The organism is Mucilaginibacter sp. UR6-1, from assembly GCF_020880975.1.
Classification (GTDB): Bacteria; Bacteroidota; Bacteroidia; order Sphingobacteriales; family Sphingobacteriaceae; genus Mucilaginibacter.
The window spans coordinates 37,699-55,878 of sequence record NZ_JAJIWP010000007.1; the positions used below are offsets into that span (position 1 = coordinate 37,699).

Sequence of the window (18,180 nt, forward strand, 5' to 3'; positions counted from 1 at the left end):
CGCGATGCTTTCCCTTTATCATTTATAGTAAATTACAGTAACCAACGTATAACCTGAAAACCAATTTATGAGCACTGAAACTCAAACTACCGAAACACCTAACCGAATGTTGTTCCTGGCTTGTTTTGTGGCCATTGTTACCACATCGTTCGGCTTTATTTTACGGGCGCTAACCTTGCCCCAATGGAGCGCCGAATTCAATTTAAGCAATACCCAAACCGGTGAAATTGCGGGTGTGGGCTTGTGGCCGTTTGCCATCAGCATTGTATTGTTTAGTTTGATAATTGACAAGGTAGGCTATAAAAACTCCATGATATTCGCTTTTGTGTGCCATATACTTTCAGCCGCCATTACCTGGTTTGCTACAGGGTATACCATGTTGTATGTAGGTACTTTTATAATGGCCCTGGGTAATGGCACGGTCGAGGCGGTAACTAATCCGGCTGTAGCCAGCATGTTCCCCAAAGAAAAAACCAAGTGGCTGAACTTTTTACACGCAGGCTGGCCAACCGGCTTAATTTTAGGCGGTGTAATGGCTCTTTTAATGGGGCCCGAAACCAACTGGAAATTAAAGATATTATTGGTGCTGATACCGGCATTAGGCTACGGCTTGCTGATGCTGCCGCACAAGTTCCCGCTCAATGAGCGTGTAAAGGCTGGTGTTTCTTACCTTGATATGCTAAAGCAGGTAGGTATTGGCGGCGCACTGATCATCGTGGGCCTTATTATTTTTCAGATAGGCTCGGTGTTTGGCTGGGCTACCTCGGTAAATGTGATAGTTACGCTGGTTATTGTGGCCTTATTTGGTGCATTTGTGCGCACTTTTGGCCAGCCATTGTTTGTACTGATGCTGCTGATTATGCTACCCATGGCCATAACCGAGCTGGGTACTGATAGCTGGATAGCAGATTTGATGGGGCCGGCCATGTCAAAAATAGGATTGCAGGGTGGATGGATACTTATTTATACATCGGCCATTATGGTGATACTGCGTTTTTGTGCGGGCAACATTATTCACCGGATATCGCCATTGGGCTTGCTGGCCGTTTGTTCGGGTATTGCGGCACTGGGCCTGTTCTTTCTTTCGGGAGCTGATGGTATAATGATACTGGTTGCGGCTACTATTTTTGGCATAGGCAAAAGCTTTTTTTGGCCTACCATGCTGGGTGTAGTGGCCGAGCGTTTCCCTAAAGGCGGGGCACTTACCATGAATGTAACCGGTGGTGTAGGTATGATAGGGGCGGGTGTGCTTGGGGCGGTAATTTTAGGTTTTGTGCAGGATAAATCTATCGATAACAAATTGCAGGCCTACGATCAGCAAAACAAAACCGAACTTCACAGCACCTACGCCACTACGCCGCGCTCAAGCATGTTTGGTACTTACCAGGCCATTGATGCCGAAAAACTGGCAGCGGCACCTCTTGATGAAAAGACAACCGTTACAGGTGTGCAGGAAATTGCTAAAAAAGAAGCATTGAAAACAGTTGCCCTCTTTCCGTTAGGGTTAATGGTATGCTATGGGGCTTTATTACTTTATTTCCGCTCAAAGGGAGGATACAAGGCCGTGCACTTAAGTGATACGGTTACAGCGCCAACACCGGTTTAGTGCGCTTAAAAATTAAAGGTTTAAAGGCAGGTAACCCCTGCCTTTTTTTTGTGTAAAAAAATAATCATCATTAAAATATAATGGGTTTACAGCGTTACTAACCTGATAGCCGCAATAAGGCATTTTGCTTTTTTATTGCTTACTTTGCAAACAATTAAACCTGCATATGCGCACTGCCTTGCTCATCTTTCTGCTTATAATTGGTAATGTTGTTTTTGCCGCACCTCCTAAAACAGGTGAACTGCTGGACAAGCTTGATACAGAGCTTAGCCGCAAAGGCGAATATGACAGCCAAAAGGAGCAACGGTTAAAACAGCTCAAGGTAAAACTTAACAATGCGCGTAATAATCCGGCACGCAATTTTGACCTATGCAGCCAGGTTTATGAAGAATATAAATCCTATAAATACGATTCGGCTTACGTTTATGCACATAAACTGCTGCAATTAAGCGGGCGTTTAAATGATGTTGGGCGCGAATATACCAGTAAGGTTAAGGTAGGTTTTATCCTGCTGTCATCGGGTATGTTTAAGGAGGCGTTTGATAACCTGTCGGGTATTGACGCGCGAATGCTTACCGATACCATGCGTTATGAGTATTACCGCCTGATGATGCGCGCCAACTTTGACCTGGCCAATTATGATAACGATAACCAGTACTCGCCGCAGTATGTGGAGCAGGCTAATAAATATATTGATTCGGCTATAGCTATCAGTACACCCGGTTCGTACAATAACCTGTACCTTATAGGTTATAAAAAGTTAAAGCAGGGTGATCCCAAGGCCGCCGAGGCCGATTTTTTAACCCTGCTAAACACCAAAAAACTTACCGAGCATCAACATGCCATTGTAGCATCAACGCTGGGCAATATTTATTTAAACAGTAAGCAGCGCAGTAAGGGTATTGAATTGCTGGTACAGGCGGTTACCAGCGATATACGATCATCCACCAAAGAAACGCTGGCTATATTTTGGCTGGCCGAGGTATTTTACAAGCAGGGCGATATAAAAAACGCTTATAAATATATTCAGCAGGCTATGGCCGATGCTGATTTTTATGGCGCCCGCCAGCGCCGCGCGCAGATCAGCTCCATTTTGCCTATCATCGCCGCCGAAAAGTTGAAGTACAGCGAGCGCGAAAAAACCCGTTTCCTGATCTTTATCGTATCGTTATCTATCCTGGCAATTTTGGTAATCGTTATCTCTGTAATGCTTTTCAGGCAGTTGAAAAACCTCAAGGCTAAAGAAAAAATTATTGAGGAAACGAATGCCGAGCTTGAAGCCATCAACCTCAAACTACAGGAGGATACGCATATTAAGGAAGAGTATATCGGTTATTTCTTTAATGTGATATCGGGCTATATACTCAAGCTCGAAAAGTTAAAGCGCTCTGTGGACCTCAAGCTATCGCAAAAGCGGTACGATCATATCCAGTTGATCGTTGATAACATTCAGATCAAAAAGGAGCGGGAGGCACTGTTCCATACGTTTGATCATGTGTTCATCAAAATATTTCCTCACTTTGTAGCCTCCTTTAACAGTTTGTTTAAAAAGGAGGATCAGATTTGGCCTAAGAGTGATGAAGTACTGAGTACCGACCTGCGCATCTTCGCATTGATACGGTTAGGCATTAACGACACCGAAACCATCTCCAAAATTTTGGAATACTCCGAAAAAACCATCTACGTTTACAAAATGCGTTTAAAAGCAAAATCACTTTACCCGGCCGATGAATTTGATAAACGCATTATGGACATCAAGGCGGTTGATAACACGCGAAGCAGCAAAAAACACCCCGAAAACGTGTAATTAATCCCCGTATTGCAACGGTTTTCAGTATACAAAAGGCTTATTTATACCCAAATTTGTTTAAATTTTTTAAGAGATGTGAAAAAATAAATAACTGATTATCAATTGTTTATTTTTAAATATTTCAATTTTTTCTTAAATTTTAGCTAAACAAATAGCTAACCGTTTGTAACGTCATCAAATTTGTATTAGTTAAAACACTAAGCCCGGCGCTTTCGTATAAGTTAAAACAGCTTCGAAACGCTTTGGCCGTAGTAATTAGCCATTATAAACCCAATTAGCCAGTAATAATTTTTTGTAGCAGCTATATGTATAAAACCTATACTAAAAGTTTTGTATTTGTTGTTTTTTTGTGTTTAACAGGCATTGCCGATGTATTTGCCCAGCTAAACATAGATAGGGTTGAACCTGCTTTTTGGTGGGCTGGTATGAAGCATAAGCAATTACAGCTTATGCTTCATGGCACCAATATAGGTAAGGCCAAACCTGTTATTACCTATCCGGGTGTAAAGGTTACCGAGGTAGCCACAACCGATAATCCAAACTACCTGTTTATTTACCTCAACGTTACCGCTGCCGCCAGGCCCGGTACCATGCGTATAAAGTTTGCGGGTGCAGGCGCTACAGCGGCAATTAACTATGAACTTAAAGCGCGTACCGATCGTAGCGGCGCTCAGGGTTTTAACAGCAGTGACGTACTTTACCTGCTCACACCGGACCGTTTTGCAAACGGGGCTACTGAGAATGATGTGCTTGAAGGTGTACAGGTTGATCGTAAAAACCCCGATGTTCGTCATGGCGGCGATTTAAAAGGAGTGGCCGATCACCTGAACTACATTAAGGATATGGGCTTTACCACAGTTTGGTTTAACCCCGTACAGGAAAACCGCATGCCAAACGGCTCGTACCATGGTTATGCCATTACTGATTTTTATAAGATAGATCCGCGTTTTGGCTCAAATACTCAATTTAAGGCGCTTACTGCCGATATGCACGCCAAAGGCATGAAGGTGGTAATGGATATGATATTTAACCACTGCGGTTTGGCACACCCATGGATAAAGGATAAGCCGGCGGCTGACTGGGTGAATAACCCGAAAAAATACGTGCAAACCAACCATGCCAAGCTAACCGCTATGGATCCGCACGCGGCAAAAAAGGAGCAGGATATTTTGCTTGACGGCTGGTTTGTGCCCGATATGCCCGATCTGAATCAGCGTAACCGCCACCTGGCCACTTACCTTATTCAAAACAGCATTTGGTGGATAGAGTATGCCCGTATAGATGGTATTCGTCAGGACACATACCCTTACCCGGATTATGCCTTTATGGCCCGATGGTGCAAAGAGGTAATGGCGGAGTATCCCAACTTCAATATCGTAGGCGAATCATGGTATGGCAAAACCGGCGAAACTGCCTGGTGGCAGCGTAACTCAGCCATCAACCCCAATAATACTTACCTTAAAACGGTAATGGATTTTCCGTTGACCTTTACTGCCGACTGGGGCTTTAATGAGGATGCTAACAAGAACGGCGGCGAACAATCGGGCATGTACCAGATATTTGAGGTAATAGCGCAGGACTTTTTATACCCCGACCCTAACAACATCCTAACCTTTTTGGATAACCATGACCTTGGCCGTTTTACCCGTAAGGACGATAAAAATCTTGACCGCTTTAAACAGGCCTTCGCTTTTTTACTGACCACCCGCGGCATTCCGCAAATTTATTATGGTACCGAAATTTTGATGGAGGGCACCAAGAACGAAGGCGACGGGCAGATACGCAAGGATTTTCCGGGCGGTTGGCCAGGTGATAAAACTGATGCCTTTACTGCCGAGGGCCGTACCGATAAGCAGAACGAAGCCTTCAATTACCTGCGTAAACTGCTGCAATGGCGTAAAACCAATAAGGCTGTTACCGCAGGCAAGCTTATACATTATGCCCCGTACGATAATGTTTATGTATACGCCCGCATTTATGGCGATAAAACCGTGCTGGTAATGCTCAATGGCTCAGGCAAGGATCAAACCCTGGACATGGAACGTTTTACCGATGTTACCGGAAAGCATACTGCCGGTACCGATGTAATAACGGGCAAGGCCGTAACCATAAGCAAAAACCTTACTGTACCCGCCCGGGGGCAGTATATACTCGAGCTTAATTAATTAACTAAATAAACCAAAAATAAACATGATAAGGATAACAGTAAAAGGCGCCCCCGCCTGAAGGGCCTACTATTCAGGCAACTTTTAAACCATACAATTATAACTAAGTAAACAACCAATTAAAGGTTTACGCATTAAAAATTCAATTTTTATGAGAAGATTTTATCTAAAAAACTATGTGCTTTTGCTGGCTATGATACTTGTATCAGGCATGGCATTTGCGCAAACAGGCAGCATAAGCGGTACCGTGCTTGATACCAAGCGCGAGAGTTTGCCGGGCGTGTCTGTCACTGTTGATGGTACCACAACCGGTACAGCTACTGATATAAACGGTGCTTTTAAACTAAATAACATCAGCGCCGGTACGCATACCATTACCGCCAAATACATTGGCTACACCACACTTTCAAAAACGGTGAATGTAACCGCCGGGCAGGCAACAACCATTGAGTTTTTGCTTACGGCCGAGTCGCAGTCATTGAACGAGGTGGTGGTTATTGGTTACGGTACCCAGCAAAAAAAGGAGCTTACCGGCTCAATTGCTACCGTTAGCTCCAAGGATTTCCAAAAAGGTACCATTACCTCACCGGAGCAATTGATCAACGGTAAAGTGGCCGGTGTGCAGATCGTATCTGGCGGTGGCCAGCCGGGCGCAGGCAGCGAAATCCGTATCCGTGCGGGTGCATCGCTAAACGCCAGCAACACACCATTAATTGTGGTTGATAATGTGCCTTTAAATAATGATGCCATATCAGGTGTTGCTAATCCGCTAACCCTCATTAACCCGAACGATATTGAAACCTTTACTGTTTTAAAGGATGCTAACGCAACTGCTATATATGGTTCAAGGGCATCAAACGGCGTAATTTTAATTACAACCAAAAAAGGCAGCAGCGGCAAGCCGCAGATCAACTTCAGCACTAATAATTCTATATCTACAGCCAATCGCAAAGTTAATGTGCTTTCGGCTGCACAGGTACGCGATTATGTAAACGCTAATGGCAACGCAACTCAAAAGGCTTTGCTGGGTGATGCGAATACCAACTGGCAGAACGAAATCTTCCGTAATGCTTATACTACTGATAACAATATCAGCGTTGCAGGCTCAGCTAAAAATACACCTTACCGTGTAAACATAGGCTATCTGAACCAGGATGGTATACTGATGCGTGATAACATGAACCGTGTATCAGGAGCTATTGGCTTATCACCTAAGTTTTTTGATAAACACTTAAAAGTTGACCTTAATATAAAGGGTACTTACTCAAAATCAACCTTTGCCAACCAGGGCGCTATTGGCTCTGCTATTATGTTTGATCCAACTCAAGCCGTGCGTGATACTTCAAGTAAGTATGGCGAATATTTTGAGTGGCAAAGCGGTGCAAACCCAAATCCGAATACGCCGCGTAACCCGGTGGCTTTAATTAATTTAAGAGATGACAAAGGCCGTGCCGCCCGTAGTTTTGGCAACCTGCAGTTAGATTATACCTTCCACTTTTTACCCGAAATGCGTGCTAACTTAAACGTAGGTTATGATGTTTCACGTGGCCAGGGTACAACCATTGTACCTGATTTTGCTGCACAGAACTATTCAAACAAGGGTTTAAGGTCACGTTATATGAATGATGTGTCTAACAAAGTACTTGAGTTTTACCTGGCATACAAAAAGGATTTCAAATCAATAAACAGTAATCTTGACGCGATTGCCGGTTATGGTTATTATGATAACAAACGTACCATCAATAACTATCCAAGCTATCAGTTTGATGGCACCACAGCTATATCAAGCCCTGTATTTCCGTTTGATATTCAGCAAAGCAGGTTACTGTCTTACTACGGCCGTGCAATTTATACTTATGCAGGTAAGTATATTCTTTCAGGTACCGTCCGTACCGACGGATCATCAAGGTTTAGTCCGGAGGACAGGCGTCGTTGGGGCGTTTTCCCTTCAGCGGGTTTTACCTGGCGGGTAAGCGAGGAGCCTATGCTTAAAAGCAGCAATGTTCTGTCAGACCTTAAATTGCGTTTGAGCTATGGTGTTACCGGACAGCAGGATGGTATTGATAACTACTCATACATCCCAAGGTACGGCCAAAGTGCCAACGAGTCGCAGTATCAGTTTGGTAACCAGTTTTATTACATGTATGCTCCGTTTGCGTATGACAAGGATTTGAGATGGGAAAGTACCGCAACAAGCAACATTGGTATTGATTACGGCTTCCTGAACGGGCGTATATCAGGTACTGTAGATGTTTTCTATAAAAAAACCAAGGATCTGTTAGCGGTAGTTAACATTCCGGTGGGCTCAAACTTCAGCAACCAGTTGCTTACCAATGTTGGTAACATGGAAAACCGGGGTTTAGAGTTGAGCATTAACGGTGCCGCCATCAAATCAAAAACCTTTAACTGGGATTTAGGATTTAACTTTACTTACCTGGAAAATAAGGTAACTAACCTTACCCTGGTTGATAACCCTAATTATACGCAACCGGCACGTTCTATAACAGGGGCAACGGGTAATAATATACAATTTCACACTATAGACAGGGCACCTTACGGCTTCTACGTTTATAAACAAGTTTATAATGCCGATGGAAAGCCACTTGAAGGTGTTTACCAGGATTTGGATGGCGATGGAAGCATTACAGCCAGCGACAGATATTTCTACAAAAACCCGGCACCAAAGTTCCTGATGGGTTTCACTACTTCAGTAAATTATCAGAAGTGGACAGTGGCTACCGTGTTGCGTGCAAGTATAGGCAACTATATGTATGATAACATATCATCAAACCTGGCAACCCGGTCAAACATCCTTAACTCAGGCGGAAGCATAAATAATGCACCGGTTGACTTTTTAAATACCGGTTTTGCAATAAACCAGTATAACAGCGATTACTACGTAAAAAATGCTTCGTTCCTTAAAATGGATAACCTGAGCTTGAGTTATAACGCTGGCCGTATAGCCAATACTTTTACGCTTAATGTATCAGCAAATGTGCAAAATGTGTTTGTGGTAAGCAAATATAAAGGGCTTGATCCGGAAGTGTTTACAGGTATTGATTATAACCTGTACCCAAGGCCGCGTATTTACACTTTAGGCTTAAACGTAGGTTTTTAACCAATTATAAAGAGATTGTTTTATGAGAAATAGATTTAAAATATTTGCAGCCCTGATGGTAGTTGTTGTGGCTGTAACATCGTGCAGTAAGGACTTAAACTTGAAACCTACCAATGATATAACTGCTGATGTGGTTTACGCTACACCGGCAGGTTATAAAGGCGCTTTGGCAAAAGTTTATGGCAGTTTTGCGCAAACCGGTAATGGTGGTGCCGGTAGCGGCGATCTGGGTGGCATTGATGCCGGTACGTCGGACTTTTTCCGACTGTACTTTGGCGCGCAGGAACTGTCAACTGACGAAGCCGTATGCGCATGGTTGGGCGACCCGGGCGTATCTGAAATTGACCAGATGAACTGGTCGTCAACCAACCTGATGCTGCAAGGGCTTTACACCCGTTCTATTTACCAGATCACGCTGGCGAACGAGTTTATCCGCGAAAGTACAGATGCCAAACTGGCAAGCCGCAACATCAGCGGTAATGATGCAACTGAGATTAAATATTATGTTGCCGAAGCGCGTTTTTTACGTGCGTTTCAATATTGGGTATTGTTGGATTTGTATGGTAACCCGCCGTTTCTTACTGAAGCAGATAACATCGGTAAGGATCTGCCTAAGCAAACTACAAGGGCCGCCCTATTCAGCTATGTAGAATCAGAACTAAAGGCGCTTGAAACCTTGCTGAAAGACCCGCGTACCAACGAGTATGGCCGTGCCGATAAAGCTGCTGCCTGGGCGTTGCTTGCCCGCTTGTACCTTAACGCGCAGGTTTACACCGGTACCGAGCATAATGCCGATGCCATAACCTATGCTAATAAAGTAATAGGTGCAGGTTATACCTTGCACAGCCAGTATAAAAACCTGTTTTTGGCCGATAACGACCTGAATAACCCTGAAACTATTTTCGCTATAGCCTACGATGGTGTAAAAACCCAGAATTATGGTGGTGCAACTTACCTGATCAATGCCGCTGTAAACGCGGATATGAAACCGGCTGAATTTGGCGTGCCAAACGGTGGCTGGGGTGGTAACCGTACCCGCCAAAACCTGCCTAATAAGTTTACTAACGCTAATGATAAGCGTGCCATGTTTTTTGGTGAAAAGCGTGAGGTGGATGACCTTGCCACTTTTACTGATGGCCTGGCAGTAACTAAGTTTAAAAACATTACACAATCCGGCGCTACGGCTCCATCTGTTGGTGGTACATTCTGCTCAATGGATATTCCGTTGTTCCGTTTGGCTGAGATGTACATGATCTATGCTGAGGCTACCGCGCGTGGCGGCAGTGGCGGTGTTGAGGCTACAGCTATTCAATATTTAAATAACCTGCGTGTACGAGCTTACGGAAACACATCAGGAAATGTTAATTCATTAGTGTTAAATGACCTGATAGATGAGTATAGCCGTGAGTTTTACTGGGAAGGCCATCGCCGTACTGATCTGGTACGCTTTGGTAAGTTTACAGATGCCTCATACGTGTGGCCATATAAAGGCGGTGTAAAAGCCGGTCGTGGTGTTGAAACATACCGCAATTTGTATCCTATACCATCAACCGATGTTATAGCTAATCCTAATCTGAAACAGAACCCAGGCTATTGATCATTACCAATTATAGATTTTCATCATGAAAAATTTAGTAAAAAATATATTGTTGTTAAGCTCAGTTGTGCTGATGCTTGCAGCTTGCAAAAAGGACGAAACGAGGATTGTGGCGAACAGCAATGCCACGCCACCGGTAGTTACGGCTACTTACGAGAACTTAGTACTGAATGAAGCGGACGCGGCTGCCGAAGCCATTATGTTTAAATGGAGCAAAGCCGATTATGGTTACAGCGCGGCAGTTAGCTACTCGGTTGAAGTGGGTAAAAAAGACAGCAGCTTTGTTAATGCCAAAAGTGTTTCAGCGGGTGCTAATTCTGAGTTGGTTTTAACTGTGGGAGCATTTAATAGTTTGCTTAATCAGCTTAACCTGGTTGGCTTTGCCCAAAATGATGTAGAGGTGCGTGTTAAGGCAGAAATTGGCGGAGGTGTTGCACCGGTATATTCAAAGAGCATGCCCCTGGTGGTAACTCCTTATCTGGACAAACCGGCTTATCAAACACTTTACTTGGTAGGCGACGGTACTTTTGGCCAATGGGATAATGGCAAAGCTACTCCGGTTTTCCGTGACCCTGCTAACGCGTTCGTGTTTACCTTTACCGGCAATTTCTCAAACGGAAACATCAAGTTTTTGGGTAAACTGGGGCAATGGTATCCATCATGGGGTAGTAATGGCAGCGGTGGTGTAATGTTCCGAGAGAAGGATGCTGATCCTGATCCGGCAAACTTCCCGATAACAGCAGGTTATCATAAAGTAACCCTAAACCTGCGCAGCAATACCTATACCGATGTACCTTACGATGCAAGTGGAAAAACTACTTACGCTTCAATAGGTATTATTGGTCCGTTTACTGATTGGAATAGTATCATACCAATGACGAATACTACGCTTAACCCTCACATTTGGACTATTGACCATACCTTTGCCAGCGATACCGAAATGAAATTCAGGATTGCTGAAGGTTGGAGCGTAAACTGGGGGCCGGCTAATGATGGTACCGCGAATGATGTTTATGGTGTTGGCGGTAACGGCGGCGGTAACTTTAAGGTTAAAGCAGGCTCATACACTATTATATTTAATGATATGACTGCCGAATACGTTTTCGTTAAAAAATAAAAGACACAATAATTACAGCGCGTGGCTTAACAAGCCACGCGCTGTTAATAGCCCAAATGCTCTCGGGCATCACCTAAATAATTCAGTTATAATGAAGATGCGATATAAGGTACTTGGTACTTTAGGGCTATGCCTTGCGCTAAACTTTGCCTCTCGCGGCCAAAACGGGCCTGTAAAAAACATTGGCGATGTTACCGCGGCTGATGTTAGCGGGCAACAGGTAAACATCACCACCCAAAACGCTCATGCCGAGGTAACGGTATATACCCCATCGGTTGTACGGGTGCGTATTGATAAAAAAGAACTTGCGCCCGATTTTTCGTATGCGGTGATTGCCAAACCTCAGCAGGTTAAGGCATCCATCACCCAAAATGATAACGAAATAAGTATTGTTACCGATTCGGTTAGGCTGGTTATAGGCAAAAAGCCTTTTAATGTTGCTTTTTACACATTGGATGGTAAAGTTATTAGCCAGGACGAAGCGGGCCTGACCACCTCATGGGTGAACGAGAACGTAACCACCTACAAAAAAATGCAGGATGGCGAGCGTTTTGTTGGCCTGGGTGAAAAAACAGGCGCGCTTGATCGTCGAGGTTCAGGCTATACGCACTGGAACTCGGATGTGTTTGGCTACCGTGTTGATCAGGACCCCTTGTATTCTACCATTCCTTTTTATATTGGCATACATCATGGCTTAAACTATGGTGTTTTTTTAGATAACACCTGGCAAAGTGATTTTAACTTTGGCGCCAGCAACAACCGCTTTTCATCGTTTGGTGCACGTGGTGGCGAGATGAACTATTACTTCATCTACCATAAAAACCTGGCAGATATTATCACCTCGTATACAGCGCTTACCGGTCGCATGAATTTGCCGCCGCTGTGGAGCCTGGGCTATCAGCAAAACCGATATAGTTATTACCCTGATACCGAGGTGTACCGCATAGCGCAAACCCTGCGCGAAAAGAAAATCCCGGCGGATGGCATTACGCTCGATATCCATTACATGGATAAATACAAGGTTTTCACCTGGGACAAGAACCGTTTTCCTGATCCTGTGAAAATGAACAGCCGTCTGAAAGAAATGGGTTTTAAAACCACCGTGATAGTTGATCCGGGGGTGAAAGCAGAACCCGGATACGGCGTTTACGAGCGTGGATTGAAGGATGATATTTTTATTAAATATGCCGACAATACCAACTACACCGGTGAAGTATGGCCGGGCTGGTGCCATTTCCCTGATTTTACAAGTGTCAAAGGTCGTGATTGGTGGCAGGGCGAAATAAAGCAGTATGCCGCCGATGGTGTGAGCGGTATATGGAATGACATGAACGAGATTGCTACCTGGGGGCAAAAAATGCCTGATAACGTGATTTTTGACTGGGAAGGCCGTAAAGCCGCCCATCCCGAGGCACGCAATGCCTATGGTATGCAAATGGCGAGGGCAAGCTACGAGGGTTTCCGCAAGGCTTTGAATAAGCGTCCGTTTATTTTGAGCCGTTCGGGTTACGCGGGCTTACAGCGTTACTCGGCTTTGTGGACAGGCGACAACCGTGCCGAGGATGACCACATGCTGCAAGGCGTACGTTTGCTGAGCAGTTTAGGTTTAAGCGGCGTACCGTTTACCGGGATGGATATTGGCGGTTTTACCGGTAATGCCAGCGTGGCGCTATACACCCGTTGGGTGCAGATAGGCGCTTTCAACCCATACTTTCGTAACCATACCGGTGTAAATACCAAATCGGCCGAGCCTTGGGCTTTTGGTGAGGAAACCCTGGAGATAGCCCGCAACTACATTAATCTGCGTTACAAACTGCTGCCATACCTGTACGCTACTTTTTACGAGGCCACGCAGGATGGTTTGCCCGTAGTACGCTCACTGGCTATCAACTACACGCACGATGCTAAGGTATACCAGTATCAAAACGAATACCTTTTTGGCAATGCCTTTTTAATTGCGCCATTTGCCGGTGCCGACGCTTATGGAACAATTTATCTGCCTAAAGGTAAATGGTACAATCTGTATTCGGATGAGTTGAGCAATGGCGGTACCGAAACTATTGTTAAGCTTGCTAATAATAAACTGCCGGTTTATGTAAAAGAGAGCGCTATCATCCCGATGCAATCGCTTATACAAAACACGGCCGAAAAACCCACCGATACGCTTAACGTACACATTTACAAAGGTGATGTTAACAATAGCTTTGTATACTATGAGGATGACGGCGAAAGCTACGACTACGAAAAAGGTAGTTTTTACAAACGCCTTGTAAGCTATAATGCCGCTAAAAAAGCTATCACCTTTGCTAAGGCAGAGGGGGCATTGGCTTCAAAATTTAAACACATCCGCTTGTATATGCACGGGTTTGGCAATGCTGATATTAAGGCGGGTGGCAAGCACATGCAGGCCAAAACAGAATTTGTATCATTCATCAACCCGGTATCAAAGTTTGACCCGCAGGGCGTTGCAGATAAGGCCGAGGGCAGCGATACCCGTACCATAACCCTGCCTAATAACAGTACCGAGTTTATAATCAATTATTAAAAGCGACCAATTATCTTTATGAAACTTATTTATAAACTATCCTTTATAGCGTTTTTGCTGGTTAACGTAGCCTGCAAAAAAAGCGACCCGGTAACTACCATTGAGCCACCGGCCCCAAGTACCGAAATACCCAATAATGCCGGTGACGGGGTAACCTTTATTAACAACGGCAAGTCGGCTATATTTAACTTGTATGCGCCGGGCAAAATATCGGTATCCGTAATTGGCGATTTTAACGATTGGCAACCCACCAAAATGAAAACCACTACCGATGGTACCCGCTGGTGGGTACAGGTAGATGGCCTGGATGCCAATACCGAGTATGCTTATCAGTATTTAATCAACGGCAACCTGCGTGTGGCTGATCCCTATACCGAAAAGATCCTTGATCCGGATAATGATAAATACATCCCGGCATCGGTATACCCGAATCTGAAAGCTTACCCTACCGGGAGAACCACATCAATAGTAAGCGTGATGCAGGCTAACCAGCCATCATACACCTGGCAGGTAAACAACTTTACCCGCCCTGCTAAAAAGGATCTGGTGGTATACGAATTACTTGTGCGCGATTTTGTGGCTGACCATAGCTACAAAACCATTATTGATACGCTGGATTACATCAGCAGGCTTGGTGTTAACGCTATTGAGCTGATGCCGGTTGCTGAATTCGAGGGTAATGAATCATGGGGTTACAACGACTCATTCTTCTTCGCGCCCGATAAATATTACGGTACCAAGAATGATCTGAAAGCATTGGTTGATGCCTGCCACCAACGCGGTATAGCCGTTATTATGGATATTGTGTTGAACCATGCCTTCGGCTCATCGCCTATGGTGCGGATGTACTTTGACCAATCAACCGGCAAGCCAACAGCAAGCAACCCATGGTTTAATGTTGATGCCAAACACCCTTTTAACGTAGGGTTTGATTTTAACCATGAAAGCGCGGCAACCAAATATTTCTCAAAAAATGTGATGAAACACTGGCTGAAGGAGTATAAGATAGATGGTTACCGTTTTGATCTTTCAAAAGGTTTTACGCAAACCAATAACCCGAATGATGTGAACGCGTGGTCGGCTTACGATGCCAGCCGGGTAGCTATCTGGAAGGATTATAACAGCTTTATTAAGAGTGTCGATCCGAATGCTTACGTAATACTGGAGCATTTTGCCGCCCAGCAGGAAGAAAAAGAGTTGGCTGCCGATGGCATGATGCTTTGGAATAACCTGGCCTATGGCTTTCAGGAAGCTAATATGGGTTGGATGAACTCGTCAGACTTTTCATGGTTGATGCCTGCCGCCCATACCTTTACCGTGTCTGACGCGTTGGTGGGCTATGCCGAAAGCCATGACGAAGAGCGTGTGATGTTTAAAAACATTACTTATGGCAACCAGGATGGCTACAATGCCCGCCTGCTGAACAACGGACTAAAACGTGGTGCCATGACGGCGGCCTTCCTGATGGCTGCGCCTGGGCCAAAAATGGTATGGCAGTTTGGCGAGCTGGGCTATGATATCAGCATTGACCAAAACGGCCGTACAGGCAACAAACCTATATTATGGAATTACCAAAGCGTGCCTGAGCGCAAGGCTTTATATAACGCTTACGCCAAATACATCAAAATGAAGTTGAAGAACCCGGTATTTGGCACTAATACCGCTACCTATACGCTTACCGGCGCAGTAAAAAATATGGCGCTTAGCAGCAGCGGGGTTGATGTACAGGTGGTAGGTAACTATGATGTAACGGCCCAAACCGCGAATATACAGTTCACCAAAACAGGTACCTGGTATGATTATGTTACCGGCAGCACCCTTAACGTAACCGGTACCACCATGAGCCTCACCCTGCAACCGGGCGAGTACCACATATACAGCTCAGCACAATTACAATAGATAACAGCATTTGTATTATATGTTGCTGGTTTAATTTAGTTAGGAAAGCCGCTCCGAAAGGGAGCGGCTTTTTTGCTATTATGAAATATAAGCTTATTTTAGCTTTTAAAACCTAAACATCATGGATGCTTCTAAACTCTTCAATATCCTTAGCGATTTAAACTTTGATAGCAATAATAAAAATATTGCAGATGCTTTAAATGAGTTAATTTCCAACATAAGCGTAGGAAATGATACCGCAATCACCGACAGTTTTGAATCACTAAAAAAGAAATTATCGGTAAGCGTGGTAAATAACTATTCTCCAAGTAATATAAAAATTCTCGAAGAAATAGGAGGTGCCAGATTTGTTGGTAATAATGCTATTGATAATTTGCAGGACATATTATACAATAGTAGTTACAATGTGCAAAAAACTATTTCTGACTTACAGAAATACAGCGAGGATCGTGCTTTATTTATGAATAATATTAACGATGCTCATAAAAGTTTAAAGTCTTTAAATGTAGATGCTCATTATTATTCAGATGCTACTTTTGAAATAGGATTATTGTTGCCAGAAAGTTTAACTGAAAACAAAGTTATAAATGTAACTAAAGAGCTAAATAAATGGGATAAAGTTTTGAAAACCATTAAAGAGATAACGGAAGGAACAGTGGAAGATACTGAACTGACGTTGGTTAGTAATGGATCGTTGCAATTCTTTATTGAAAATAGCCATCATGTAGCGGTATGTTTAATTGTTATAGTTGAACGTGTCGTAAAAATATATAAGACAATAATTGAAATCAGGGAGGCAAGGGAAAGGTTGAAAGAGCTTGGTATTGCTGCTTCTGAACAAAAAAATATTGAGAAGCAAGAAAAAGAGTTATACAATAAGGAAATAGATAAAGTCGTAGCAGATATTATTAAAGATTATGCTCTAAAAGGTATAGAGTCAGGGCGATTGAACGAACTTAAAGTCGCTTTGAAAGGTCACATTATATATATTATTAAATGTATAGATAATGGAATTGTTATCGAAGTTACCCCTCCTGAAATAGATGAGGAAGAATACAAAAAAAATGATGATGGTAAAGGCTCAGATGATAACGATGCAATCAAAAAGGTCCCATATAATTTGATGCTAAAGAAAATCGAAGTTGTTCAAAAATCGATGGATTTAGTCAAATCAATTGGTAGAACAGGATTGGATATTACTAAACTATTGTCATCTAATGATGTAAAAGAGGACAATGGTGAAGAAGAATAGTTTATATAACAAAAAAGCGCCCCGGCTTTAGCCGAAGGCGCTCTCACTATATATTAAACTCAACTGTTACTTGCTTTTTAGCTGCTGTATGTGGGCGCGCAGCTCGTTTATTTCGGCTTGCTGCTCTTTAATGGCGCCTACCAGCAGGGGTATCAGTTTTTCATAATCAACAGCACCTGTAGTTACGGTGCGCTGGTTGTTTTTGCCTGCGGTATACCATTTATAATCTTTGGTTACCAGCTCAGGCAATACCAGTTTCACGTCATCGGCCGAAAAGCCATATTGCGTGCCTGACGGCAAATTCAATTGCTTGTATTTATCTTTATCAAACTCAAATTTTAAAGGTTCAAGCTGATTGATGTAGGTAAGCGAGTTTTTAACAGGCTCGCTGTTTTTTTTCAATTGTTTATCGCTCACGGTTTGTGCTGATGCGGTATTTAATGCAAATACACCGGCAATGGTTGCTAAGGCAACACCAATTTTATTGATAGTCATTTTTTAAAAAGATATAAAGTAAACAAACGTTTGGGCAAAGCGCTGCCACAAGGCGTTTAGTTAAAGGGGTAGTAATAAAAAAATTTTTCAGGCAGGTATATTGGTATTGGGGGGCGGGGTTGGCACCGATGGGAAGTAGGCCAGGTGCTCATCGCTGTCGGTACGGGCGTAAGTAAATGGCTCAGCTTTAAAGGCCGGGTCAGGCAATAGCCATACCGGGTGGCTCAACCAAAACTCGCTTACAACTTTTTCTTTGCTTTCTGTACGTGATGAAGTTTCTTCCTCGTCGTTGTAAAGCGTTTCTGAAAGCTCTCTGCCTTGTGTGCTGATCAATGAAAGCATGGAGATACCTGTTTTTTCCATAACGGAAAAAATAAGAAGCGTAATCAATAGATATCTTAAAAAGCCCGCTCTCATTCTTAAAAGGAGTTACTATGCAAACATAGTAGTTTTGTATGATGTACGCAATATAAACAGGTGTTATCGCATCTTGTTTATAATAAATTACATTAGTTAAACAGATAGGCGGAGTATAAAGGCCGATGAATTTATATACTTTAACTGAAACTTAATAAC

11 protein-coding genes are annotated in these 18,180 nt (G+C 43.5%); 9 read left to right on the plus strand and 2 right to left on the minus strand.

All coding sequences use genetic code 11. The annotated features are described in order from the left end of the window. Window positions 1-67: 67 nt before the first annotated feature. The 9 genes from LJ707_RS19245 to LJ707_RS19285 all read left to right on the plus strand — a co-directional run bounded on the left by LJ707_RS19245 (window position 68) and on the right by LJ707_RS19285 (window position 17,109). Complete coding sequence (locus LJ707_RS19245; protein WP_228954171.1) at window positions 68-1,606, plus strand: sugar MFS transporter; 1,539 nt, start codon at window positions 68-70, stop codon at window positions 1,604-1,606. Window positions 1,607-1,772: 166 nt separating this feature from the next. Beyond that, window positions 1,773-3,413 (plus strand): DUF6377 domain-containing protein, encoded by a 1,641-nt coding sequence (locus LJ707_RS19250; RefSeq protein ID WP_228954173.1) that lies wholly within the window; start codon window positions 1,773-1,775, stop codon window positions 3,411-3,413. A gap of 308 nt (window positions 3,414-3,721) precedes the next feature. Further along, entirely contained in the window at window positions 3,722-5,581 is a 1,860-nt protein-coding gene (locus LJ707_RS19255; protein WP_228954175.1) for a glycoside hydrolase family 13 protein, read from the plus strand. A 151-nt stretch (window positions 5,582-5,732) separates the two neighbouring features. Then, on the plus strand, window positions 5,733-8,699 hold the full coding sequence (locus LJ707_RS19260; protein ID WP_228954181.1) for a SusC/RagA family TonB-linked outer membrane protein: 2,967 nt from the start codon (window positions 5,733-5,735) through the stop codon (window positions 8,697-8,699). A 22-nt stretch (window positions 8,700-8,721) separates the two neighbouring features. Then, window positions 8,722-10,296 (plus strand): RagB/SusD family nutrient uptake outer membrane protein, encoded by a 1,575-nt coding sequence (locus LJ707_RS19265; protein ID WP_228954184.1) that lies wholly within the window; start codon window positions 8,722-8,724, stop codon window positions 10,294-10,296. A gap of 25 nt (window positions 10,297-10,321) precedes the next feature. After that, a complete protein-coding gene (locus LJ707_RS19270) occupies window positions 10,322-11,413 on the plus strand; it encodes a SusE domain-containing protein (protein WP_228954186.1) in 1,092 nt (363 codons plus the stop codon). A gap of 91 nt (window positions 11,414-11,504) precedes the next feature. Beyond that, on the plus strand, window positions 11,505-13,958 hold the full coding sequence (locus LJ707_RS19275) for a TIM-barrel domain-containing protein (RefSeq protein WP_228954188.1): 2,454 nt from the start codon (window positions 11,505-11,507) through the stop codon (window positions 13,956-13,958). Window positions 13,959-13,976: 18 nt separating this feature from the next. Beyond that, window positions 13,977-15,857 (plus strand): alpha-amylase family glycosyl hydrolase, encoded by a 1,881-nt coding sequence (locus LJ707_RS19280; protein ID WP_228954190.1) that lies wholly within the window; start codon window positions 13,977-13,979, stop codon window positions 15,855-15,857. Window positions 15,858-15,978: 121 nt separating this feature from the next. Then, window positions 15,979-17,109: a hypothetical protein gene (locus LJ707_RS19285; protein ID WP_228954192.1), complete on the plus strand. Its 1,131-nt coding sequence runs from the start codon at window positions 15,979-15,981 to the stop codon at window positions 17,107-17,109. A gap of 66 nt (window positions 17,110-17,175) precedes the next feature. Here the strand turns inward: LJ707_RS19285 and LJ707_RS19290 are convergent, their stop codons facing one another. After that, complete coding sequence (locus LJ707_RS19290; RefSeq protein ID WP_228954194.1) at window positions 17,176-17,604, minus strand: tail fiber domain-containing protein; 429 nt, start codon at window positions 17,602-17,604, stop codon at window positions 17,176-17,178. 87 nt (window positions 17,605-17,691) lie between these two features. After that, window positions 17,692-17,967 (minus strand): hypothetical protein, encoded by a 276-nt coding sequence (locus LJ707_RS19295; RefSeq protein WP_228954197.1) that lies wholly within the window; start codon window positions 17,965-17,967, stop codon window positions 17,692-17,694. Window positions 17,968-18,180: the final 213 nt, after the last annotated feature.

Coding starts and splice junctions, on each gene's coding strand:
- LJ707_RS19245 (WP_228954171.1), top strand. CDS start 68: ATGAGCACTGAAACTCAAACTACCGAAACACCTAACCGAATGTTGTTC.
- LJ707_RS19250 (WP_228954173.1), top strand. CDS start 1,773: ATGCGCACTGCCTTGCTCATCTTTCTGCTTATAATTGGTAATGTTGTT.
- LJ707_RS19255 (WP_228954175.1), top strand. CDS start 3,722: ATGTATAAAACCTATACTAAAAGTTTTGTATTTGTTGTTTTTTTGTGT.
- LJ707_RS19260 (WP_228954181.1), top strand. CDS start 5,733: ATGAGAAGATTTTATCTAAAAAACTATGTGCTTTTGCTGGCTATGATA.
- LJ707_RS19265 (WP_228954184.1), top strand. CDS start 8,722: ATGAGAAATAGATTTAAAATATTTGCAGCCCTGATGGTAGTTGTTGTG.
- LJ707_RS19270 (WP_228954186.1), top strand. CDS start 10,322: ATGAAAAATTTAGTAAAAAATATATTGTTGTTAAGCTCAGTTGTGCTG.
- LJ707_RS19275 (WP_228954188.1), top strand. CDS start 11,505: ATGAAGATGCGATATAAGGTACTTGGTACTTTAGGGCTATGCCTTGCG.
- LJ707_RS19280 (WP_228954190.1), top strand. CDS start 13,977: ATGAAACTTATTTATAAACTATCCTTTATAGCGTTTTTGCTGGTTAAC.
- LJ707_RS19285 (WP_228954192.1), top strand. CDS start 15,979: ATGGATGCTTCTAAACTCTTCAATATCCTTAGCGATTTAAACTTTGAT.
- LJ707_RS19290 (WP_228954194.1), bottom strand. CDS start 17,604: ATGACTATCAATAAAATTGGTGTTGCCTTAGCAACCATTGCCGGTGTA.
- LJ707_RS19295 (WP_228954197.1), bottom strand. CDS start 17,967: ATGGAAAAAACAGGTATCTCCATGCTTTCATTGATCAGCACACAAGGC.